The sequence below is a fragment of the Kocuria rhizosphaericola genome (genome assembly GCF_044462205.1).
Taxonomy (GTDB): domain Bacteria; phylum Actinomycetota; class Actinomycetes; order Actinomycetales; family Micrococcaceae; genus Kocuria; species Kocuria rhizosphaericola.
Window position 1 is genome coordinate 1 of record NZ_JBISWK010000060.1, and the last position, 20,852, is coordinate 20,852.

A 20,852-nucleotide genomic window follows, 5' to 3' on the forward strand; every position below is an offset into this window, starting at 1 on the left:
CGGCGGTCGTCCCACGCCGCGTTCAGGAAGGACGTTCAGGAAGATGCGGACCCCTGGGACCGGCCGGCGGGCACCGGCGACCCGCACGAGCCTGCGGACGGGCGGAGCAGGCGCTCAGATCCACATGGCGGGGTCGATGTAGGTGGAGGGGTCCACGAGCGGCTCCTGCTTCTCGGGAGTGCGCGGGCGGACCTTGCCGGGGATCCCGGTCACGATCGAGTCCTCCGGCACGTCCTTGACCACCACGGCGTTGGCGCCCACGGCGGAGTCGGCGCCGATCTCCACGGGGCCCAGGATCTTCGCGCCGGCGCCGATCACCACCCGGTCACCCACGGTGGGGTGCCGCTTGACCTTCTCCAGGGACCGGCCGCCCAGGGTCACCCCGTGGTAGATCATCACGTCCTCGCCGATCTCGGCGGTCTCCCCGATGACCACGCCCATGCCGTGGTCGATGAAGAAGCGGCGCCCGATGGTCGCGCCGGGGTGGATCTCCACGCCCGTGAGGAACCGGCCGAGCTGGGAGACCGTGCGGGCCAGCAGCCGCCGGTCGGGGTGCTGCCACAGCCGGTGGGACAGACGGTGCACCCAGATGGCGTGCAGACCCGAGTAGTTGAGGGCGATCTCCGTCCGGGAGCGCGCGGCCGGGTCGTGCGTCCGGGCCGTCTGCAGGTCCTCGGCGAGTCTGCTCCAGAAACTCACGGTCTTCCTCTGTTCTTCCGGGTGCGGGGAATCCGTCCGGCCGGGGCCGGCAGGACGTGGTGGGGCGCGCACGGGGACGACCCGCCCACCACCGGGGCAACGCCACCGGCAGGCGACGCTATTCCCGGCGGGGGCGGGTCGTGGGCCCCGTCCCGCCGCGCGGGTCAGCCGCGGATGTCCTCGTAGAGCAGGGTGGAGATGTAGCGCTCGCCGAAGTCGCACACGATGGCCACGATCAGCTTGTCCCGGTTCTCCTCCTTGGCGGCCTCCTGCAGGGCCGCCCAGACGATGGCGCCGGAGGAGATCCCGCCGAGGATGCCCTCCTTGGTGCCGAGCTCGCGGGCCACCCGCACGGAGTCCTCGACGGTCACGTCGTAGACGTCGTCGTAGATCTCCCGGTCGAGGTTGTCGGGGACGAAGTTCGCGCCGAGGCCCTGGATCTTGTGCGGACCGGCCTTGCCCTCGGTGAGCAGGGGTGAGTCGGCCGGCTCGACCACGAGCAGGCGGATGTCCGGCTTCTGCTCGCGCAGGTAGCGGCCCGCACCCGTGATGGTCCCGCCGGTGCCCACGCCGGAGACGAAGACGTCGACCTCGCCGTCGGTGTCCTCCCAGATCTCGGGGCCAGTGGTCGCGTAGTGGATCGCCGGGTTGGCCTCGTTGGCGAACTGCTTGGCCAGCACGGCGTTCTCGGTGCTGTCGACGATCTCCTGGGCCTTCTCGACCGCGCCGCGCATGCCCTCCGCGCCCGGGGTGAGCACGATCTGGGCGCCGTAGGCGCGGAGCATGACCCGGCGCTCGGTGGACATGGTCTCGGGCATGGTCAGGATGACCTTGTACCCGCGCGCCGCGCCGACCATGGCCAGGGCGATGCCGGTGTTGCCGGAGGTCCCCTCGACGATCGTGCCGCCGGGCTTGAGCAGGCCGGACTTCTCGGCGGCGTCGACGATGGCCACGCCGATGCGGTCCTTCACGGAGTTGGCCGGGTTGTAGAACTCCAGCTTCACGGCGACGTTGCCGGGCAGGCCCTCGTCGAGCCGGTTGAGGTGGACGAGCGGGGTGCGGCCCACGAGCTCGGTGACGTCGTTGTAGATCTTCGGCATGTGCGTACCTCGGTTTCTGCGTGGTCGGTTCTCTGTCGGTTCACTGTCGGTTCACTGTCGGAGCTCGGTGGAGCTCGCGTGGTGCTCTGGCCGCCGGTGCTCTGGGGGGCCCGCGGCGGCGCGGTCCTAGCTCAGCCTAGCCAGGCCACGCAACCGCTACTACGCGGTAAGCCACGCGGAGTAACGTTTCCGGACCTTCGCCAGCTTGGGGTTGATGATGACCCGGCAGTACCCGTTCCAGGGCTGGGCGGCGTAGAAGTCCTGGTGCTCGGGCTCCGCCTCCCAGAACGTGCCCAGCGGCTCCAGCGTCGTGACGATCGGCTGGTCCCACGACGGCTGCGTCCGGGTGATCGACTGCTCGAACAGCTCCCGCTGGGCCTCGTCGGCCCAGAACATGGCGGACCGGTACTGGGTGCCCACGTCGTAGCCCTGCCGGTTGAGCGTGGTGGGGTCGTGGCCGGTGAAGAAGAGGTCCAGGATCACGTCCGCCGGCACGACCGACGGGTCGAAGGTCACGGCGACCGCCTCCGCGTGGCCGGTGGTGCCCGAGCACACCTCGTAGTAGGTGGGGCGCCCGGGGCCGCCGCCGGTGTACCCGGAGACCACGGAGGTGACTCCCCGGGTGATCCGGTACACGGCGTCGAGGCACCAGAAGCACCCGCCGGCGAGCACGAAGGTCACGGGCGCGGCGGGATCGCCGGGGACGGGAGCTGGGGCGGGGCGTGCGTCGTCGTGCGGGGAGAAGGCCATGACCCGTACAACACCGCGCGGCCCGCATCATTCCCGCGACCCTCCGGGCCCGCTCCGGGGGCCGACCCCGGACGGCCTCCTAGACTGGGGCCATGAGCGAGCAGAGCACGCCCCCGCCCGGGCCGGCCCCCTCCCTGACGGAGGTGCTCGGGACCGTCGAGCAGCTGTGGCCCCTGCACCTGCAGGAGCCCTGGGACGCCAGCGGGCTCGTCACCGGGCGCCCGGACCAGCCCGTGCGCCGGATCCTGTTCGCGGTGGACCCCGTGGCCGACGTCGTGGCCGAGGCGGTCTCCACCGGCGCCGACCTGCTGGTCACCCACCACCCCCTGCTCCTGCGCGGCGTCACCTCCGTGGCCGCCGACGGCTTCAAGGGCGCTGTGGTGCACGAGCTCATCGAGCACCGGTGCGCCCTGCTCGCCTGCCACACCAACGCGGACTCCGCCCCGGACGGCGTCTCCGACGCCGTGGCGCGGGCCGCGGGGCTCACGACGACGACACCCCTCGTCCCGCACCCCGCCGACCCGGCCGTGGGCATCGGGCGGGTGGGGGACCTGGCGCAGCCCGTGCCCCTGCGCGAGCTGGCCCGGCGCCTGGCCGACGCCGTGCCGCCCACCGCCCACGGCGTCCGCGTGGCCGGGGACCCCGACGCCCTCGTCCGGCGGGTCGCGGTGTGCGGGGGGGCGGGGGACTCGCTCTTCGACGCGGTGCGGGCCGCCGGGGCCGACGTCTACGTCACCGCCGACCTGCGCCACCACCCCGCGTCCGAGGCGCGCGAGGCCGCCGTGGGCCCCGGCGCCGACGGCACCCCGTACCTCGTGGACCTCTCCCACTTCGCGAGCGAGTGGCTGTGGCTGCCCGTGGGCGCCGCCGCGCTGCGGGACGCGCTCGCCGCGCGCGGCCACGACGTCCAGGTCGAGGTCTCCGAACGCCGCTCCGACCCGTGGGACTTCCGCATCGACCACCCCGTGCGCGACCGTTCCGTCGCCGACCCCGCCCACGACCCCGCCGCACCGACCGCAGGAGGACCCCGATGAGCACCGCCACGCCCGAGCAGCAACGAGCCCTGCTGGAGCTCGAGCGGGTCGACGCCCGGCTGCGCCGGATCGCCGCCCGGATCGCGGAGCTGAAGGCCGACCCCGAGGTCGCGGCCGCGCTGCAGCTCAGGGCCCGGGCGATCGCCGCGGCGAAGGAGCTCGAGTCCGGGGAACAGGGGATCCGCGACCGGCTGGCCGCCGCCGAGCAGAAGGTCGCCCGCGTCCAGGCCTCGATCGAGAAGGACCGACGGCGTCTCGAGCAGGGCGGGTCCGCCAAGGACCTCATGGGCCTGCAGCACGAGATCGAGACCCGCACCCGGCAGCTGGCCGAGGCGGAGGAGGCCGAGCTGGAGATCATGCAGGAGCTCGACGACGCCGTCGCCCACCGAGCCCGCATCACGCCGCGGCTCAAGGAGGCCGACGCGGAGGCGCGCCGTCGCGTCGCGGCCCGGGACGAGGAGGGCCGGGCCCTGACGGCCGAGCACGGCGAGCTGGCCGGCACGCGCACCGCGGCCGCGGAGGGCGTGGGGCACCCCGCGCTGCTGGCGCGGTACGAGAAGATCCGGACCGGGCGCGGCACCGAGCGTCCGGCGGCCGCGGAGCTGCGGGGCACCGCGTGCGGCTCCTGCGGATCGGCGCTGAGCCCCACGGACGCCGCGGCGTTCCGGGCGGCGGCCGCGGACGAGGTGCTCACCTGCCCGGAGTGCGGGGTGATCCTCGTGCGCTCCTGAAGCCCGGCCGGAGCCGGGCGCGCGGGGGCGCCGTGGGGAGAGCGGGGGACAGGCCGGCCTGTAAGCCGGGTTCTGTGCACACGGCCGGTCGCCCGTGCCGTGCTGGTGACCATCCATCTAGGCCCACCGTTGCCGGTGGGCTCGAGCGGCCTACCCGGGTGCTCGGACGAGCAGCCCTCGGACGCACCCTGTCTGGCCTTGCTCCGGATGGGGTTTACCGAGCCGCGCCGGTCACCCGGCGCGCTGGTGGTCTCTTACACCACCTTTTCACCCTGACCCGCCCCCGGACGGATCCGGGGGCGGGCGGTCTGTTTTCTGTGGCACTTTCCTGCGGGTCTCCCCGAGTGGGCGTTGCCCATCATCCTGCTCTGCGGAGCCCGGACTTTCCTCGCGCCGCGACAGCCGGAGCTGCGCGGCCCGCGGTCACCCGGCCGACCTGTCCGCCGCCCATCCTACCCGCCGGGCCCGTGCGTCCCGACCCGTCCCCGACGTGGTCCCGGACCCGTCCGGCGTGCGCCGCGGCCCCACGGGGTCACTAGACTTCTGCGGGTGCTGATCCTCCTCCCGCCCTCAGAGACCAAGACCGCCCCCGGCGCCGGCGCGCCCGTCGACCCCGCGGAGCTGTCCTTCCCCGGGCTGACGGCCGCCCGGGAGCGGGTCCTCGCCGAGCTGGCGGCGACGAGCGCCCGCGAGGACGCGCTCGAGGTGCTGGGCGTGGGGGAGCGGCTGCGCGCGGAGGTCGAGCGCAACACCCGTCTGGCCGCGGAGCCCGCCGCACCCGCACTCAGCGTCTACACCGGGGTGCTCTACGACGCCCTCGACCCGGCCGGGATGACCGGGGCGCAGCGGGCCGCCGCGGCGGCCTCCCTCGTCGTCGTCTCGGCGCTGTGGGGCGCGGTGCGCCCCGAGGACCGGATCCCGGCCTACCGCCTGTCCATGGGGGCCGAGCTGCCGGGGCTCGGCGGGCTCGCGGCCCACTGGAAGCGCCACCTGCCCGCGGTGCTGGAGCCCGCGGCGGGGGACGGGCTCGTCGTGGACTGCCGGTCGGCCGCCTACGCCGCGGCGTGGCGCGGGCCGCGCGAGCGGACGGTGGGGGTCAAGGTGGTCCGGGAGCGGCAGGGGAAGCGGCAGGTCGTCTCCCACATGGCCAAGCACACCCGCGGGCTGCTCGCCCGGCACCTCGTCGAGCGCGCCGCTCGGGGCGAGAGCGTGCGGACGCCGCAGGAGCTGCTCTCGGCGGCGCGGGAGCGCTGGCACGCCGAGCTCACCGAGCCCACGGCCCGCTCGGCGGGCGAGCTCGTCGTCGTGCGCACCGAGGACTGAGCCCGGGGCCGGACCCGCCGGTGGCTCAGTGGCCGAACGGGTCCTCGTCGACGCCCGGCGTCCAGGTGTGGCCGGCCCGGCCCCAGCCCTCGGCCTTGACGGCCTTGCGCGCCTTCCGGCCCCACTTGTCGTTGAGCCGGTCCACGTAGAGCTTGCCGTCCAGGTGGTCGTACTCGTGCTGCATGACCCGGGCGAACCACCCGGTGGCCTCGAAGTCCACCGGTCGGCCGTCGACGTCGAAGCCCGCGACCCGGACCCAGTCCGCCCGCTTGAGCGGCCAGCTGTGGCCCGGCACGGACAGGCAGCCCTCGGACTCCTCGTCCGGGTCCGGCGCGTCCTGGGAGACCTTCCCCGGGGTGAGGAGCGGGTTGACGAGGACACCTCGTGGGGGGACGCCGTCGTCGTTCTGGAAGGTGTAGGTGAAGATCCGCAGACCCACGCCGATCTGCGGGGCGGCGAGCCCCACGCCGTGGGCGGCGTCCATCGTCTCGTACATGTCCTCGACGAGGGCGCGCAGCTCCTCGTCGAACTGCGCCACCTTGGCGGCGGGACGGTGGAGGACGGGATCGCCGGTGATCACCACGGGGCGGACGGCCATGACGCACTTCCTTCGACTTGCCGGGGCCTGCGCCCCTTCGAACCGGACGGGGAACGACGAAAGGCCGTCCCGAGTCCTCGGGACGGCCTTTCACGGTGGGTGAGCGACGGGGGTTGAACCCGCGACCTCCTGGACCACAACCAGGCGCTCTGCCGAACTGAGCTACGCCCACCATGAACGCCCGCCGGAAGACCGTGCTTCCGCTGGGCAACGCATACGAGTGTACCGCATTCCCGGAGCGCCCCGGACCATGCCGGGGCCCCGTGCCACCGGTCGGGAGGACCGCCGGTGGGCGGAGGACTCAGGCGCCGGTGCGGGAGGCGGAGATCTCCGCGGCGATGCCCTTCGCGGTCGCCGAGTCCGGCCCCGGATCCGGGGCGAACACGGCGCGGCGGTAGTAGCGCAGCTCGTCGATCGAGTCGCGGATGTCGCCCAGCGCCCGGTGGTTGCCGGTCTTCGGCGGGGCCTGGAAGTAGGCGCGCGGGAACCACCGGCGGGAGAGCTCCTTGATGGTGGAGACGTCGATCACGCGGTAGTGCAGGTGGGCCACGAGCTCCGGCATGTCGCGCACCAGGAACGTGCGGTCCGTGCCCACCGAGTTCCCGCCCAGGGGCGCCTTGCCCGGCTCGGGCACCCACTCCTTGATGTAGGCGAGGACCTGTTCCTGCGCCTCCTCCATCGTCAGACCGGAGGAGAGCTCGTCGAGCAGCTTGGAGGAGGTGTGCATGTTCCGCACGAAGTCCCCCATCTGCGCCAGCGACGCCTCGCTCGGCCGGATCACGACGTCGACGCCCTCGCCGAGGACGTTGAGCTCGTCGTCGGTGACGAGCGCCGCGACCTCGATGAGGGCGTCGTCCTCGAGGGACAGCCCCGTCATCTCGCAGTCGATCCACACTATGCGTCCGTTCGAATTAGCCACCCGGACAATCTACCGTGCCGCCCCGGCGTCCCGGCTGCGCGCTGAGGTCGTGCAGGGATTCCCGCAGGGGCCGGGGATAGGATCGGGGGCGACCACGGGTCCGTGCTGCGCCCAGCCGCGGCACCCGCAACCACCGGACGGGCGCATCGGGAGAGCAGTGCAGACCACTTCGAGGACGCCGGCGCCGGGCGAGGGGCCCGCCGGCGTCCGGACGCCGGCGGATCCCTGGACCGCGCGGTACGTCTCCGGCTCGCCGCTGCGGACCGTGATCATGGGCGCGGTCGGGTCGGTCATGCTGCTCGTCGGCTCCCTCGGCGTCGGCTGGCTCGCCTCCGTCTCGCCGCTGCGGCAGGCGCCGTTGATCATCGGCATGCGCTTCACGACCACCGGCGTGATCGTCTCCATCCTCCTGCTCGCCGTGGGCGGAATGCTCCTGATCCGCGAGTGGCTGCGGCTGGGGCAGAAGCTCAACCAGTGGGGGCCGGGGAGCGGCCGGTGGGTGCTCGCCGCCATCGCGGCGTGGTCCGCCCCCATGCTCCTGACGATCCCCCTGTTCAGCCGGGACGTGTACTCCTACATCGGCCAGGGCCGGGTGATGGCCAACGGGCTGAACCCCTACGAGCACGGCGTCTCCACGATCGACAACTTCTTCCAGCTCGGGGCGGACCAGATGTGGTCGGAGTCCCCGCCGCCCTACGGGCCGCTGTTCCTGTGGCTCGAGCAGTTCGTGGTGGCCGTCACCGGGGCGGACCCGGACGCCGCGGTGCTCTGGTTCCGGGCGATGTGCGTGCTCGCCGTGATCGCGTGCATGTGGCTGGTCCCGCGGCTCGCGCGGCTGCACGGCATCAACCCGGCACGGGCCCTGTGGCTCAGCGTGGCGAACCCCCTGTTCCTCACCAACTTCATCGTCTCCGTGCACAACGACGCCATCATGATCGCCCTGGCCCTGGGCGGAACCTACGCGGCCTCCGCGCACCGGAACTGGAAGGGCGGCCTGCTCGGCACCACGCTCGTCACCCTGTCCGTGGCGATCAAACCCATCACCCTCGTCTTCCTCCCCTTCATCGGCCTGCTCTGGGCGGGCAGGGACGCCTCGTGGACGCGCCGCTTCGTGATCTGGTTCCTGGTCCTCGCCTACTCGATCGCCCTGCTCGGCCTGATGGGCCTGCTCAACGGCTTCGGCTTCGGCTGGGTCTCCGCCATGTCCACCCCGGGCTCGGTGTCCATCTGGTACGCCCCGGTGGGCTTCGTCGGCGGTCTCGCCGCCACCCTGGGCGCGGCCCTGGGCGGCGACTCCGGCCAGTGGCGGGAGGTGGCCCACACGGTGGGTCAGGCCCTCGCGGTGCCGGTGATCCTCTGGCTGATGTTCGTGGGCCGGGACGAGCGGCTGATCCGCCGTCTGGCCTGGGCGTTCGCTGCGATCGTGCTGTTCTCCCCGATGATCCAGGCCTGGTACGTGGTGTGGCTCATCCCGCTGTTCGCCGTCACGGGCATCCGCAGCGACTGGCAGGTGGACATCCTGTTCTTCCTCACCGTCTTCTTCATGATCTACGCCGTGTCCGACCAGCTGGACGTCTTCCCGTACCTGGACCTCGACCTCAGCTCCGGCCGGCTCATCGCGGCCGTCGTCGCCCTCTCCTACGGCGTGTACCTGTGGTTCATCGACCCGGCGACCAGACGGCTCTTCCGCGGCCGCTACCAGCCGCCGGTGCAGAGCGTCGTGATCTGAGGAGCCGACGCCGCCCGGCGAGTTGGTAAACTCGTCCGCGGCGCCCGGGACACGGTCCCGCGCGGCCCGCCCCAGTAGCTCAGTGGATAGAGCAGGAGCCTTCTAATCTCTTGGTCGGGGGTTCGACTCCCTCCTGGGGCACCTCTGCGACCCCGCCCCGCCGGCGCACCGCCTGCGGGGCGGGGTCGTCCCCAGTCCGGAAGCACCTCGCCGGTGCCGACGGCCTCCCGAGCACTCTCCGGTCTCCCGTGGTCCCTCGCGGGCGCGAAAGTGTGGACAGCCGCCACCCTGTGAATTCGCATACGTTAAGGAGCACATCGAGGGGTGCGGCACACCGGCCGTCCGACGTCCCGGCCAGGACGGGGGAGGACCCGGACGAGCACCTCGGCGACGACCCCGGCGGCAGCCCGCCGGGACGGCCGCAGTTCCCGGACGGGGTGCCCGGGGCGGCCACGGACCACGCGTCCGGATCCGATCCAGGGGAGGAACCATGAGCGTCACCATCACCAGGCAGTGGACGGGCAGGCGGGCCCGCTACCACCACTACGACACGGTGGAGGAGGCCACGGAGGACACCAGGGACTTCATCGTCCGGCACGTCGGCCCGGACATCGATCCGCAGCAGCTGGAGACGATAACCCGGGGCGTCGTCGACCTGCACTGCATGCACCTCGACTTCCGGGAGGACTGCATCGTCGTCGAGCCGGGGAACGCCGTCTAGCGCACACGGGGCGCACGCTGGTCGCACCGTCGACGGGCAGCGCTGCGTGGCTCCGCGGGCGCCGGTGCGGGAGGGCGACGGCCGCTCCACGCGGTGCGGGCGCCCGCACTGCACCACCGGGTCCGTCCCGTCACGACGGCCGGGCCGACGCCGTGGACGACGCCCCGCGGNGGACCGGAGCGCAGCGCTCCGGTCCGCGGGGCGTCCTGCGGGACTCCGAGGGGGCGCCGCCCCTGGTCCGGCAGTCCGGGGGCCGTGCGGGGCGTTCAGGCCGTGGAAAAGCAGTCTCCACGTGCATCCACAGGGGCTCCCACACGGGTAGTAGGGGTGAGGACACCCGCGCAGGATGTCGTCCGGCAGGTCGCCACCTGTCAGACCGCTGCAACGAACAACGAGGTGAGTCCGATGGCCCGGATCCGACTCTGCCAGTGCGGCGCTCCGCCCCTCTACGGCCCGTGGTGCTGGACGTGCTCCCACGAGCAGGAGCGACGGCGTGAGCCCCTCGGCGTCATCGCCTGGAACGCCGCCGACATCGACTGACGAACCGTCACAGCGTCGGGCTCCTCGGCCGCACTGCACAGCGCACCGTCCTCGGGCGGTGACGGGCCGGCCGTCCACAACCGGACCTCTTCGACTGCGGCGGCACCGGGGCCGGCGTGACGCTGGGTGCACCCCGCCACCGGGGCCAGCACCGGCCGGAACGGCCGCCGTCCAGAGGAGTTCCCGATGACCGAGCAGATCACCGTCCGCGGCTACGTGGCCACGGATCCCGAGTCCCGCAACCTGCCCGACGGCACCGTGGTGGTGACCTTCCGCCTGGCCTCCACCCCGCGCTGGTTCGACCAGCAGGCGGGCTCGTGGCGGGACGGGCACACCAACTGGTTCTCGATCCAGGCGTTCCGTGCCCTGGGGCTCAACGTGCTGGCCAGCATCAAGAAGGGCCAGCCCGTGGTGGTGGTCGGCAAGCTGAGGGTCCGGTTCTGGGAGGGCGAGCACGGGCGCAACACGGCCGTGGACGTGGACGCGGTGTCCATCGGCCACGATCTCGCCCTCGGCACGGCCTGCTTCCAGCGCACGGTCAGCTCCTCGCCGCCCGCGGAGCAGACCGGGAGACCGCCTGCCGCACAGCCCGAGGACGGCACCTCGGCGGGTTCCCCGGGGTCCGCGGCGGCACCGGGCCAGGACCCGTCGGAGGAGAACCGGGACCCGGCGGCTCCGGAGGGCGTCGATCCGGAGACCGGCGAGCTCCTCGGCGCCACGGCCGACCCGGGCCGGCGCTCCCGCCGACAGCCCGCCGCCACCTGAGCCCCCTGGGCGGAGCCGTCCCGGTGCGCCGGGGACGGAGCGGGAGCCGCGGTGCCGTCGCCCCTGCTCCGTCCCCGCCCGTGGGCCGCCGCGGAGCGGGGTAGCCTTGAGGGCATGGCGGAATTCATCTACACAATGTCCAAGGCCCGCAAGACCGTGGGCGACAAAGTCATCCTGGACGACGTCACCATGTCGTTCTACCCCGGCGCGAAGATCGGCGTCGTGGGACCCAACGGGGCCGGCAAGTCCACCATCCTCAAGATCATGGCCGGCCTCGACCAGCCCTCCAACGGCGAGGCCCGGCTCAGCCCCGGCTACAGCGTCGGCATCCTGCTGCAGGAGCCGCCGCTGAACGAGGAGAAGACCGTCCTCGGCAACGTCGAGGAGGGCGTGGGCGAGATCAAGGCCAAGGTGGACCGCTTCAACGCGATCTCCGAGGAGATGGCCCAGCCGGACGCCGACTTCGACTCCCTCATGGAGGAGATGGGCAAGCTCCAGGAGGACATCGACGCCGCCAATGCCTGGGACCTCGACTCCCAGCTGGAGCAGGCGATGGACGCCCTGCGCTGCCCTCCGCCGGACGCCGACGTCAAGGTCCTCTCCGGTGGCGAGCGCCGCCGCGTGGCCCTGTGCAAGCTGCTGCTGCAGAAGCCGGACCTCCTGCTCCTCGACGAGCCCACCAACCACCTCGACGCCGAGTCCGTGCTGTGGCTGGAGCAGCACCTGAAGGACTACCACGGCGCCGTCATGGCCGTGACCCACGACCGGTACTTCCTCGACCACGTGGCCGAGTGGATCTGCGAGGTCGACCGCGGCCGGCTGTACGGCTACGAGGGCAACTACTCGGCCTACCTCGAGACCAAGCGCGCCCGCATGGAGGTGCAGGGCAAGAAGGACGCGAAGCAGGCCAAGCGCCTGGCCGACGAGCTCGAGTGGGTGCGCTCCAACGCCAAGGGCCGCCAGGCGAAGTCGAAGGCCCGTCTGGCCCGCTACGAGGAGATGGCCGCCGAGGCCGAGAAGACCCGCAAGCTGGACTTCGAGGAGATCCAGATCCCGCCGGGGCCGCGCCTGGGCAACCTCGTGATCGAGGCGAAGGACCTGCAGAAGGGCTTCGGGGACCGCTCGCTCATCAAGGGCCTGTCCTTCTCCCTGCCGCGCAACGGCATCGTGGGCGTCATCGGCCCCAACGGCGTCGGCAAGTCGACCCTGTTCAAGACCATCGTGGGCATGGAGGAGCTGGACGGCGGGGAGCTGAAGATCGGCGACTCCGTGAAGATCTCCTACGTGGATCAGAACCGCGCCAACCTCGACGCCAGCAAGTCGCTGTGGGAGGTCGTCTCGGACGGCCTCGACTACATCAACGTCGGCAACGTCGAGATGCCCTCGCGGGCCTACGTCTCCGCGTTCGGGTTCAAGGGTCCCGACCAGCAGAAGAAGGCGGGGGTGCTCTCCGGCGGTGAGCGCAACCGGCTCAACCTGGCCATGACCCTCAAGCAGGGCGGCAACCTGCTGCTGCTCGACGAGCCCACCAACGACCTCGACGTCGAGACCCTCGGCTCGCTGGAGAACGCGCTGCTGGAGTTCCCCGGCTGCGCCGTGGTCGTCTCCCACGACCGGTGGTTCCTCGACCGGGTCGCCACCCACATCCTCGCGTGGGAGGGCACCGAGGAGGAGCCCGACCAGTGGTACTGGTTCGAGGGCAACTTCGAGTCCTACGAGGCCAACAAGGTGGAGCGCCTGGGCGCCGACGCCGCACGGCCGCACCGCGTGACCCACCGCCGCCTCACCCGCGACTGAGGGGAACCCGACCCGTCGACGGAGGGGCCCTGGGCCTGGGCCTGGACCTAGGAGAACTCGGGGAAGCGCATCATGCCCTCCTGGGCGGTGGTGGCGACGAGCCGCCCGTCCCGGGAGAACATCCGGCCCACCCCGAGCCCGCGCGCGGAGGACGCGTTGGGGGAGGACTGCACGTAGAGCAGCCACTCGTCCGCGCGGGCCTCCCGGTGCCACCACATCGCGTGGTCGAGCGAGGCGATGTTCATGCCCGGCTCGATCCACGTCCGGCCGTGCAGCCGGAGGATGGGCTCGAGCAGCGTGTAGTCGCTCGCGTAGGCGAGCGCGGCGCGGTGGACGTTCGGGTCGTCCGGCAGCGGCTTGAGGGTCTTGATCCACACCGCGTTGTACGGCTCCCCCCGGGAGTCCGGCTTGAAGTAGATCGGCTCGGTGATGTAGCGCATGTCGAAGGGCCGCTCGTGGGCGATCGCCTGCGCCTCGGGGGCGTCGATGTGGCCCAGCAGCTCCACGGCGCTCGGCAGGGACTCGGGGTCGGGCAGGTTCTGGGGCGACTCGTCCTGGTGGTCCAGGCCCCGGGCGGGGACCTGGAAGGAGGCGATGGCCGAGAGGATGGCGCGCCCCTCCTGGTAGGCGTGCACGCGGCGGGCGGAGAAGGACCGCCCGTCCCGGATGCGCTCCACCCCGAAGGTGATGGGCTGGGACACGTCCCCGGCGCGCAGGAAGTACCCGTGCAGGGAGTGGACGATCCGCTCCGGCTCCACAGTGCGCATGGCGGCCGTCACGGCCTGCGCCAGGACCTGCCCGCCGTAGACCCGGCCGCGCGCGGGGGAGATGGAGTGGCCCACGTAGATGTCCTCCAGGGTGCGGGCGCCACCCCCGTCCGCGAGGTCGAGCATGTCGAGCAGGGCCTGGGTGGGGTCCGGGATCGGGCTGTAGGTCATGGGCTTCACTCTAGCCAAGCCGCCGGTGGCGCCGCGGCGCGACCGGCGTGCCCCGGTGTGATGGGATGGGGGGCATGTCTTCGATGCTGATCCCCATCCAGATGCGCTTCGGCGACATCGACAGCTACGGCCACGTCAACAACGTCACGATGCTCCAGTACCTCGAGGACGCCCGCGTCCGGCTCATGGCCCGGCCGCTGCCCGAGGGCGCCGTGGCCGGTGCGCCCGCGGGGGCCACGTTCCGCTCCCTGCTGGGGGAACGCATGACCGTGATCGGCCGGCAGGAGGTCGAGTACACGGAGCAGCTGCACTACCGCGCCGACCCGGTGTTCGTGCGTGTGTGGGTCTCCTCCGTGGGCGGGTCGAGCTTCGTGCTGGACTACGCGGTCCAGGAGGAGGACGGCTCGCGGGTCTACGCCGTGGCGCAGACGGTCGTCGTGGTGATCGACCGGGCCACCGGACGGCCGGTGCGCCTCGACGAGGCGCCGCGCGGTGCGCTCGCCCAGTGGTCGGACGCCCCGACCCGGTTCGCCCGCCGGCCCGTTCCGGCCGAGGCCTGAGCCCCGTGAGCCGGTCCCTGTCCCTGACGGATCCGCGGGACGTCGCCGACCTGCGGACCTACCTGTCCCGCGCCCGCGGCGTCGACCCCCAGGGCGCGGTGCGCTTCCAGGCGCGCGGGCGCGCTCTCGGCGTCTACGTGTGCGTGCTCGAGCCCCACGGACTGCTCGACAGCACGCCCACGGTCCTGGGCCTGCGCACCGCGGCGCTGGCCCAGGAGCAGTCCATGGACGTCACCGTCCCGCTCGGCGGGGTCCTCGACCGGATGCCGCGCCAGGACCAGGACGCCACGGGCGTGGGCCTGCCCCCCACGGACGCCACCGTCTCGTGGGCGGGCATCGCCCCGCCCCTGAGCGGATGGGCGCCGGTGGGGGACGTCGCCGGGGACGCGCTGCGGGAGGCGGCCCGGGCCGGGATCGCCGAGGTCGCCCGGGCCGTGCCCACGGACGCGGGGGCCGCCGTCGTCGACACCGTGCGCTCGCAGGTCTGGGGCCGCTCGTCCGGGTGGGCGGAGTCCCTCGCGGGTCGCCTGACCGGGGGGCCGCTGCCGGACGGCGCGGCGTTCGCCGCGTACTCGCTCGGCTTCCTGCGCCCGGGAACGGCCGTCGCCGTGGCCGAGAACGGCCGCTGGGTGCGCCTGAGCACCCCCGGCGGGCACGTCCTCGCCAAGCGCTGAGGGCCCTCAGCCGGGCCGGTTGACCATGGCGTGGGCGGCGCGGTCGAAGTAGTCCCAGATGATCCCGTCGTGCAGCGGGGAGAGCTCCAGGGTGTCCAGGGCCGCGCGCATGTGCGTCAGCCACGTCTCGCGCGCCCACCGGTCCACGGGGAACGGCATGTGCCGCATCCGCAGCCGCGGGTGCCCGCGCCGCTCGGAGTAGGTGGTCGGCCCGCCCCAGTACTGCTCGAGGAACATCCGCAGCCGCTCCTCGGCGGGACCGAGGTCGTCCTCGGGGTAGAGCGCCCGGAACTGCTCGTCCTCGGCCACCCGGGCGTAGAACTCGTGCACGAGCTTCACGAACGTCTCGTGCCCGCCCACCTGGTCGTAGAACGAGGACGCCGTGCCCGCCTCGGCCTGCTGCCGCTCGTCGCCGACCTGCGGCACGGGGCGGCGCAACTGGGACAGGGGCGCCCCGACCGCGAAGGACCGCGCCCCGGGCGGGGCCGCGGCGGCCGGGTCGGTGCTCGGGCCGGGGCGCGCGTCGGTGCCGGCCGGGGGCGTCGTGCCGGGCTCGCCGGGACCGTGCCTGCCCGGACCGGAGCGCTGCTGCTCGCCGCTCATGCCCGTGCCACCTCGTGGGCGGCGTCCACGGCCTGCGCGCGGACCGCGCGGGCGGTCGCGTCGCGCTGCTCGAGCACGAGCCGGCGGAGCCCGTGGAGGTCCTCGGGCAGGTCCGCGAGGAAGGCGTCCGTGGCGTCGACCGTCTCCTGGGCGGGGATGTTCGGGTACATGCCGACGGCGATCTGCTGGGCCAGCTCGTGGGTGCGGGTGCGCCACACGTCCGGGATCGCCGCGAAGTACCGTTCGGCCCAGGGCGCCAGCAGCGAGGTGTCGGCGGCCGTGCGGAACCCGTCGATCGCCGCGTCCTGGATCGAGTTGGGCAGCGACCCGTCGACCATGATCTGCTGCCACGCCCGGGCCTTGGCCTCGGCCGTGGGGATCGCGGCCCGGGCGCGGGCGGCCGCGATCGCGCCGTTCTCGGTGTTGTCCTGCGCGAGCATCCTGTCCACGTCCGCGTCGCCGAGGCGTCCGCCCGCGCACAGCGCGGTGAGCAGGCTCCAGCGCAGGTCGGTGTCCAGGGCCAGTCCCGCCAGGGAGCGCCGCCCGTCGAGCAGCTGCTCGAGGACGTCCAGCTGCTCCTCGGTGCGGGCGTGCCGGGCGAAGGCCCTGAGGAACTGCAGCTGCTGGTCGGAACCGGCCGCCGCCTCCTCGGTGATCCGGAGGAGCCGGTCGGCGGCGGTCCGCACGGTGGCCTCCCGCACGGGCTGCGCCACGTAGCCGTCGAGCACGGTGTCCAGCTGGCGCAGCTGCACCTGGATGCCGGTCGAGGCCGTCTCGTGGGCGATGTTGCCGAGCACGAGCTCCACGTAGCGGCGGGCGGGCGTCTCGCCGTCGTGCACGCCGTCCCACACGGAGGCCTGGACGAGGGTGCGGGGGAGCGTGTCCTCGAAGTTTTTCAGGTGGGTGAGGGCGGTGTCCAGGGAGCACTCGTCGAGCCGGATCTTCGCGTAGGCGAGGTCGTCGTCGTTGAGCAGCACGAGGTCGGGCAGCTCCCGGCCCACCAGCTCCGGCACCTCCGTGGACGCGCCGTCGACGTCGAGCTCGACCCGGTGCGTGCGCACGAGCTTGCCCTGCTCCGCGTCGTGGTCGTAGAAGCCCACGGCCAGGCGGTGCGGGCGCAGCGTGGGGTGCTCCCGGGGCGCGGTCTGCTCGATCCGGAAGGCGCGGATGATGCCGTCCTGGTCGGTCTCCAGGGCCGGGCTCAGCGTGTTCACGCCGGCGGTCTCGAGCCACTTCGCGGCCCACTGGTCGAGGTCCCGGCCGCTGGCCTCCTCGAGCCGGACCATGAGGTCGCGCAGCTCGGTGCTGCCCCACGCGTGCTCGCGGAAGTACCGGTTCAGCCCGGCCATGAACTGCTCCTGGCCCACCCAGGCCACCAGCTGCTTGAGCACCGAGGCGCCCTTCGCGTAGGTGATGCCGTCGAAGTTCACCAGCACGTCCTCGAGGTCGCGGATCTCGGCCTTGATGGGGTGCGTGGTGGGCAGCTGGTCCTGCTCGTAGCCCCAGGACTTCTCCCCGGCGGCGAACGTGGTCCACGCGTCGGTCCAGCGGGTGTTCTCCGCCGCGGCGAGGGTGGACATGAACTCGGCGAAGGACTCGTTGAGCCACAGGTCGTTCCACCAGCGCATGGTCACGAAGTCGCCGAACCACATGTGGGCGAGCTCGTGCAGGATCGTGACGGCCCGCCGCTCCACCCGGGCCTGCGTGGGCCGGGAGCGGAAGACGTAGAGCTCCACGAAGGTCACCGCGCCGGCGTTCTCCATGGCCCCGGCGTTGAACTGCGGGACGAACAGCTGATCGTACTTCTCGAACGGGTAGGGCACCCCGAACTGCGCCTCGTAGAACTCGAAGCCCTGCTTGGTGACGCCGAACATCTCCTCGGCCTCGACGTGCTCCATGAGCGAGCGCCGGGCGTACAGGCCCAGCGGGATGGTCCGGCCGTCGGTGCTGGTGAGCTCGTCGTGCACCGACGCGTAGGGGCCGGCGATCAGCGCCGTGACGTAGCAGGGGACCACCGGGGTGGGGGCGAAGGACCACGTGGCGGTGCCCTCGCCGGCGGGGACGGGCTCCGGGGTGGGCTGGGTCGAGACCACGGTCCAGTGCGCGGGGGCCGTGACCGTGAACGCGAAGCACGCCTTGAGGTCCGGCTGCTCGAACACGGCGAACACCCGCCGGGTGTCCGCCACCTCGAACTGGGTGTAGAGGTACACCTCGTCGTCGACCGGGTCCACGAACCGGTGCAGGCCCTCGCCGGTGTTCATGTACCGGCAGTCCGACTCGACCGTCAGCACGTTGTCCCGTGCCAGCCCGGGCAGCTGGATCCGCACGCCGTCCGAGACCTCGGCGGGATCGAGCTCCGTGCCGTTGAGCACCACGGAGTGCACGGCGTCGGTGATCGCGTCGATGAACGTCGCGGCGCCCGGGGTCGCCCGGAAGCGCACCGTGGTCGTGGAGCGGAAGACGTGCTCGCCGCGGGTGAGGTCGAGGACCACCTCGTAGGCGTCCACGGCCACGGTCTCGGCCCGCGCGGCCGCCTCCTGGCGGGTCAGGTTGGTTCCGGGCACTTCAGTGCCGTCCTCTCGTCGGGGTCGGGGTCGGGGTCGGGATCGGGATCGGGGGCGTCCGCGGCCGGTGGGCCGCAGGGAGTCGTCCCATTATGTCAGCCGGGTCCAGGCCGCCCCCGGAGGCGCTGCGGTGCCGGCCCCGGCTCCTCCGGCGGCACCCACTACGCTGGAGGGCGGCCGGTCCGCCTCCGCGGGCCCCGCGCCACGATCCCGCCCCGTTCCCGCGAACCCCAGGAGCACGCCGCCCATGCGCGTCCACATCGCCACCGACCACGCCGGCCTGGACCTCTCCCGCTACCTGGTGGAGGAGCTCGTCGCCGCCGGCTACGACCTCGTCGACCACGGCCCGGCCGAGTACGACGCCCTCGACGACTACCCCGCGTTCTGCATCAGCGCCGCGCGCGCCGTCCGGGCGGACCGGGACGCGGGGCTCGACTCCCTCGGGATCGTCCTGGGCGGGTCGGGCAACGGCGAACAGATCGCCGCGAACAAGGTCGAGGGCATCCGCGCCGCCCTGGCCTGGAACCTGGACACCGCCCGGCTCGCACGCCAGCACAACGACGCCCAGGTCGTGGCGGTCGGCGGGCGCCAGCACTCCACGGAGGAGGCGCTGGGCATCGTCCGGGCGTTCCTGGCGGAGCCCTTTTCCGGCGACGAGCGCCACGAGCGCCGGATCGCCCAGATCGGCGAGTACGAGTCCACCGGCACCGTCGCCGGCAAGCTCGAGGAGCTGCGCCCGCGCGAGTTCCCGGCCGCACGGGAGGCCTGAGTGCCGGAGGGCCACTCGGTCCACCGCCTCGCCCGCCAGTTCGCCGACTGCTTCGTGGGCCAGGCCCTGGCCGTGAGCTCCCCGCAGGGACGCTTCGCCGACGGGGCGGCGGCCCTGGACGGTGCCGTGCTCGAGGCGGCGCGGGCCCACGGCAAGCAGCTGTTCCTCGACTTCGCGGGGAACCGCGTGCTGCGCTCGCACCTCGGCCTCTACGGCGCATGGAGCTTCGGCGGCACGGACCGCTTCCGAGGAGCCTCCTCGATCGGGGCCCCGCGCCGGATCGGTGAGCGGGAGGTGCACGACGACGACGCCCCCGCCGGCGGCCCGCCGCTGCCGCCCCCGCCGGTGGGGGCGGTGCGTGTCCGGCTGGTCGGGGACGAGGGCTGGGCCGACCTGCGCGGTCCGGCGCTGTGCGTGCTCGAGAGCTCCGCCGAGGCCGAGGCGGCCCGGGCGCGGCTGGGACCGGACCCGCTCGACCCGCACGCGGACCCCGCGCCCTTCGTGGCCGCGGTGCGGCGCAGCCGCCGGCCGGTGGGTGCGCTGCTCATGGACCAGGCCGTCGTGGCCGGGGTGGGCAACATCTTCCGCGCGGAGTTGCTCTTCCGGTGCGGACTGGACCCGATGACGCCGGGGCGCGCGCTCGGCGAGCCCGTGCTGCGAGAGCTGTGGGCGGAGAACGCGGCCCTCATGCGCACGGGCGTGCGGCTGGGTCGGATCGTGACGACCGATGCCTCGGACCGCCCGGGGACCGGGGAGGAGCAGGCCCGGCCCGAGCACGCCCACCTGGTCTACAAGCGCCGGGGCCTGCCGTGCCGCCGGTGCGGGGCGCCCGTGGCGGCGGGGGAGCTGGAGGGGCGCACGCTCTACTGGTGCCCCTCCTGCCAGCGCTGACGCGGGTCCCGGGCGGGACTATCCTGGTGCCATGACCAGCTGCTGCGGTCCCGGTGCCTACGAGGGCGTGTTCGGGCCCCGGCTCGCCCGCCACCTCGCCGCCCGGTACCAGCGCGCCGGCCCGGACCGGACCACGCGGCGGCTCCTCGGCTTCCTGGACGCCCAGGGGATCGAGGGCGCCAGCGTGCTCGAGATCGGCGGCGGGGTCGGTGAGGTCCAGCTTGAGCTGCTGCGCCGCGGCGCGGCCCGCACCACGAACCTCGAGCTCGTCGACTCCTACGAGGCCGAGGCCGCGGCCCTCGCCGCGGCGGCCGGGACCGTCGGTCGTACCACCCGGCGCCGGGTGGACATCGCCGCAGACCCCGGCGCGGTGGAGCCCCACGACGTCGTCGTCCTGCACCGCGTGGTGTGCTGCTACCCCGACCACGAGCGGCTGCTCGCGGCCGCCGCCGACCACGCGGACCGGCTCCTGGTCCTCAGCTTCCCGCCCCGAACCCCGGTGATCCGGGCGTCCCTGGCCCTGATCAACGCGTTCTACCGCATCTCGGGGCGGTCCTTCCGCAACTACGCGCATTCCCCCGAGGCCATGCTCGCGGTGCTGCGCGGCCGGGGGCTGCGGCCCGTGTACGCCCACCGCGGCCGGTTCTGGCAGGTCGTCGGTCTCGTCCGCTGACGGGCCGGTCCCTGCCGGTGACGCCTGTGGGAGGTCCTGCGGACGACGAACGCCCCGGTCCAGCCGGACCGGGGCGAACGTGCGCGGAGAGGGGATGACGGGAATCGAACCCGCGTAATCAGTTTGGAAGACTGAGGCTCTACCATTGAGCTACATCCCCCGGGGCGCTCTGTCGAGGCCATTCCCATTAACCGGTCCGGCGCGCGCCGTGTCAAATCCCGGGCGGGGGACGGGGTGGCGGAAGCGACCGGAGCGCCGCGTGCAGGCCGCCCCGGACGGGCTCCGGCGGGCCGAGGTGCGGCCCCGTCCGCCCAGCCGGTAGACTCGCCGGTGGTCCGTGCTCGTGCACCGGACCGCAGTCGTTGCAGCCCAGGCTGCAGGTACCGGGGCGTAGCGTAGTGGCTAGCGCGCCTGCTTTGGGAGCAGGAGATCGCAGGTTCGAGTCCTGTCGCCCCGACGTTGGAGCGGCTGCCC

Annotated in this window: 21 protein-coding genes, 4 tRNA genes and 1 other RNA gene; 15 read left to right on the plus strand and 11 right to left on the minus strand. The window is 73.1% G+C overall.

Annotated features, from left to right (window positions below):
* Positions 1-114 precede the first annotated feature (114 nt).
* From epsC to msrA, 3 genes are all read right to left on the minus strand, one after another.
* On the minus strand, positions 115-699 hold the full coding sequence (gene epsC / locus ACH9D2_RS06280) for a serine O-acetyltransferase EpsC (RefSeq protein ID WP_396361986.1): 585 nt from the start codon (positions 697-699) through the stop codon (positions 115-117).
* 164 nt (positions 700-863) lie between these two features.
* Positions 864-1,799 carry a cysteine synthase A gene (gene cysK / locus ACH9D2_RS06285; RefSeq protein ID WP_396361988.1) on the minus strand — a complete coding sequence of 312 codons (936 nt, stop codon included), beginning with the start codon at positions 1,797-1,799 and terminating at the stop codon, positions 864-866.
* Between the two features lie 159 nt (positions 1,800-1,958).
* Complete coding sequence (gene msrA / locus ACH9D2_RS06290) at positions 1,959-2,549, minus strand: peptide-methionine (S)-S-oxide reductase MsrA (protein ID WP_396361990.1); 591 nt, start codon at positions 2,547-2,549, stop codon at positions 1,959-1,961.
* Between the two features lie 92 nt (positions 2,550-2,641).
* Here msrA and ACH9D2_RS06295 point away from each other — a divergent pair, with 92 nt between their 5' ends.
* A complete protein-coding gene (locus ACH9D2_RS06295) occupies positions 2,642-3,583 on the plus strand; it encodes a Nif3-like dinuclear metal center hexameric protein (RefSeq protein WP_396361991.1) in 942 nt (313 codons plus the stop codon).
* Positions 3,580-4,314 carry a CT398-like coiled coil hairpin domain-containing protein gene (locus ACH9D2_RS06300; RefSeq protein WP_396361993.1) on the plus strand — a complete coding sequence of 245 codons (735 nt, stop codon included), beginning with the start codon at positions 3,580-3,582 and terminating at the stop codon, positions 4,312-4,314. The genes ACH9D2_RS06295 and ACH9D2_RS06300 overlap by 4 nt, the downstream gene beginning before the upstream one ends.
* A gap of 45 nt (positions 4,315-4,359) precedes the next feature.
* Here ACH9D2_RS06300 and rnpB read toward each other — a convergent pair.
* Positions 4,360-4,753, minus strand: an RNA gene (gene rnpB, locus ACH9D2_RS06305) — RNase P RNA component class A.
* A 110-nt stretch (positions 4,754-4,863) separates the two neighbouring features.
* Between rnpB and ACH9D2_RS06310 the strand changes: the two genes are divergently transcribed.
* The gene (locus ACH9D2_RS06310; protein WP_396361995.1) at positions 4,864-5,637 is read left to right on the plus strand and encodes a YaaA family protein; all 774 of its coding nucleotides are present in this window, start codon (positions 4,864-4,866) and stop codon (positions 5,635-5,637) included.
* Between the two features lie 25 nt (positions 5,638-5,662).
* On the opposite strand, the gene def is transcribed toward ACH9D2_RS06310, so the two are convergent.
* The 3 genes from def to orn form a co-directional block, all read right to left on the minus strand.
* A complete protein-coding gene (gene def / locus ACH9D2_RS06315; protein ID WP_396361996.1) occupies positions 5,663-6,235 on the minus strand; it encodes a peptide deformylase in 573 nt (190 codons plus the stop codon).
* A gap of 98 nt (positions 6,236-6,333) precedes the next feature.
* Positions 6,334-6,407, minus strand: a tRNA-His gene (locus ACH9D2_RS06320).
* Positions 6,408-6,536: 129 nt separating this feature from the next.
* Entirely contained in the window at positions 6,537-7,154 is a 618-nt protein-coding gene (gene orn / locus ACH9D2_RS06325; RefSeq protein WP_396361997.1) for an oligoribonuclease, read from the minus strand.
* Between the two features lie 157 nt (positions 7,155-7,311).
* On the opposite strand from orn, the gene mptB reads away from it, so the two are divergent.
* The 6 genes from mptB (at position 7,312) to ettA (ending at position 12,706) form a co-directional block, all read left to right on the plus strand.
* Entirely contained in the window at positions 7,312-8,883 is a 1,572-nt protein-coding gene (mptB, locus tag ACH9D2_RS06330) for a polyprenol phosphomannose-dependent alpha 1,6 mannosyltransferase MptB (RefSeq protein WP_396361998.1), read from the plus strand.
* A 68-nt stretch (positions 8,884-8,951) separates the two neighbouring features.
* Positions 8,952-9,024: transfer RNA gene (locus tag ACH9D2_RS06335), tRNA-Arg, on the plus strand.
* Between the two features lie 349 nt (positions 9,025-9,373).
* Positions 9,374-9,604, plus strand: coding sequence for a hypothetical protein (locus ACH9D2_RS06340; protein ID WP_396361999.1), 231 nt, complete (start codon positions 9,374-9,376; stop codon positions 9,602-9,604).
* 405 nt (positions 9,605-10,009) lie between these two features.
* Complete coding sequence (locus ACH9D2_RS06345; RefSeq protein WP_396362000.1) at positions 10,010-10,144, plus strand: hypothetical protein; 135 nt, start codon at positions 10,010-10,012, stop codon at positions 10,142-10,144.
* 186 nt (positions 10,145-10,330) lie between these two features.
* Positions 10,331-10,909, plus strand: a complete 579-nt coding sequence (locus ACH9D2_RS06350; protein ID WP_396362001.1) for a single-stranded DNA-binding protein — start codon at positions 10,331-10,333, stop codon at positions 10,907-10,909.
* Between the two features lie 114 nt (positions 10,910-11,023).
* The gene (gene ettA / locus ACH9D2_RS06355; protein ID WP_396362002.1) at positions 11,024-12,706 is read left to right on the plus strand and encodes an energy-dependent translational throttle protein EttA; all 1,683 of its coding nucleotides are present in this window, start codon (positions 11,024-11,026) and stop codon (positions 12,704-12,706) included.
* 47 nt (positions 12,707-12,753) lie between these two features.
* On the opposite strand, the gene ACH9D2_RS06360 is transcribed toward ettA, so the two are convergent.
* Complete coding sequence (locus ACH9D2_RS06360) at positions 12,754-13,644, minus strand: acyl-CoA thioesterase (protein ID WP_396362003.1); 891 nt, start codon at positions 13,642-13,644, stop codon at positions 12,754-12,756.
* A gap of 74 nt (positions 13,645-13,718) precedes the next feature.
* Between ACH9D2_RS06360 and ACH9D2_RS06365 the strand changes: the two genes are divergently transcribed.
* Both ACH9D2_RS06365 and ACH9D2_RS06370 read left to right on the plus strand, forming a co-directional pair.
* Positions 13,719-14,204 (plus strand): acyl-CoA thioesterase, encoded by a 486-nt coding sequence (locus ACH9D2_RS06365; protein ID WP_396362004.1) that lies wholly within the window; start codon positions 13,719-13,721, stop codon positions 14,202-14,204.
* A gap of 5 nt (positions 14,205-14,209) precedes the next feature.
* Positions 14,210-14,878, plus strand: coding sequence for a hypothetical protein (locus tag ACH9D2_RS06370; RefSeq protein WP_396362005.1), 669 nt, complete (start codon positions 14,210-14,212; stop codon positions 14,876-14,878).
* A 6-nt stretch (positions 14,879-14,884) separates the two neighbouring features.
* Here the strand turns inward: ACH9D2_RS06370 and ACH9D2_RS06375 are convergent, their stop codons facing one another.
* Both ACH9D2_RS06375 and pepN read right to left on the minus strand, forming a co-directional pair.
* Entirely contained in the window at positions 14,885-15,481 is a 597-nt protein-coding gene (locus ACH9D2_RS06375; RefSeq protein WP_396362006.1) for a globin, read from the minus strand.
* A complete protein-coding gene (pepN, locus tag ACH9D2_RS06380; RefSeq protein ID WP_396362007.1) occupies positions 15,478-18,045 on the minus strand; it encodes an aminopeptidase N in 2,568 nt (855 codons plus the stop codon). The genes ACH9D2_RS06375 and pepN overlap by 4 nt, the downstream gene beginning before the upstream one ends.
* A gap of 247 nt (positions 18,046-18,292) precedes the next feature.
* On the opposite strand from pepN, the gene ACH9D2_RS06385 reads away from it, so the two are divergent.
* The 3 genes from ACH9D2_RS06385 to ACH9D2_RS06395 are packed head-to-tail and all read left to right on the plus strand — an operon-like array spanning position 18,293 to position 20,378.
* A complete protein-coding gene (locus ACH9D2_RS06385; protein WP_396362008.1) occupies positions 18,293-18,814 on the plus strand; it encodes a ribose-5-phosphate isomerase in 522 nt (173 codons plus the stop codon).
* Entirely contained in the window at positions 18,815-19,705 is an 891-nt protein-coding gene (locus tag ACH9D2_RS06390; RefSeq protein ID WP_396362009.1) for a DNA-formamidopyrimidine glycosylase family protein, read from the plus strand.
* Between the two features lie 31 nt (positions 19,706-19,736).
* On the plus strand, positions 19,737-20,378 hold the full coding sequence (locus tag ACH9D2_RS06395; protein ID WP_396362010.1) for an SAM-dependent methyltransferase: 642 nt from the start codon (positions 19,737-19,739) through the stop codon (positions 20,376-20,378).
* A gap of 89 nt (positions 20,379-20,467) precedes the next feature.
* On the opposite strand, the gene ACH9D2_RS06400 is transcribed toward ACH9D2_RS06395, so the two are convergent.
* Positions 20,468-20,538: transfer RNA gene (locus ACH9D2_RS06400), tRNA-Gly, on the minus strand.
* Between the two features lie 224 nt (positions 20,539-20,762).
* Here ACH9D2_RS06400 and ACH9D2_RS06405 point away from each other — a divergent pair.
* Positions 20,763-20,835 (plus strand) — tRNA-Pro (locus ACH9D2_RS06405).
* Positions 20,836-20,852: the final 17 nt, after the last annotated feature.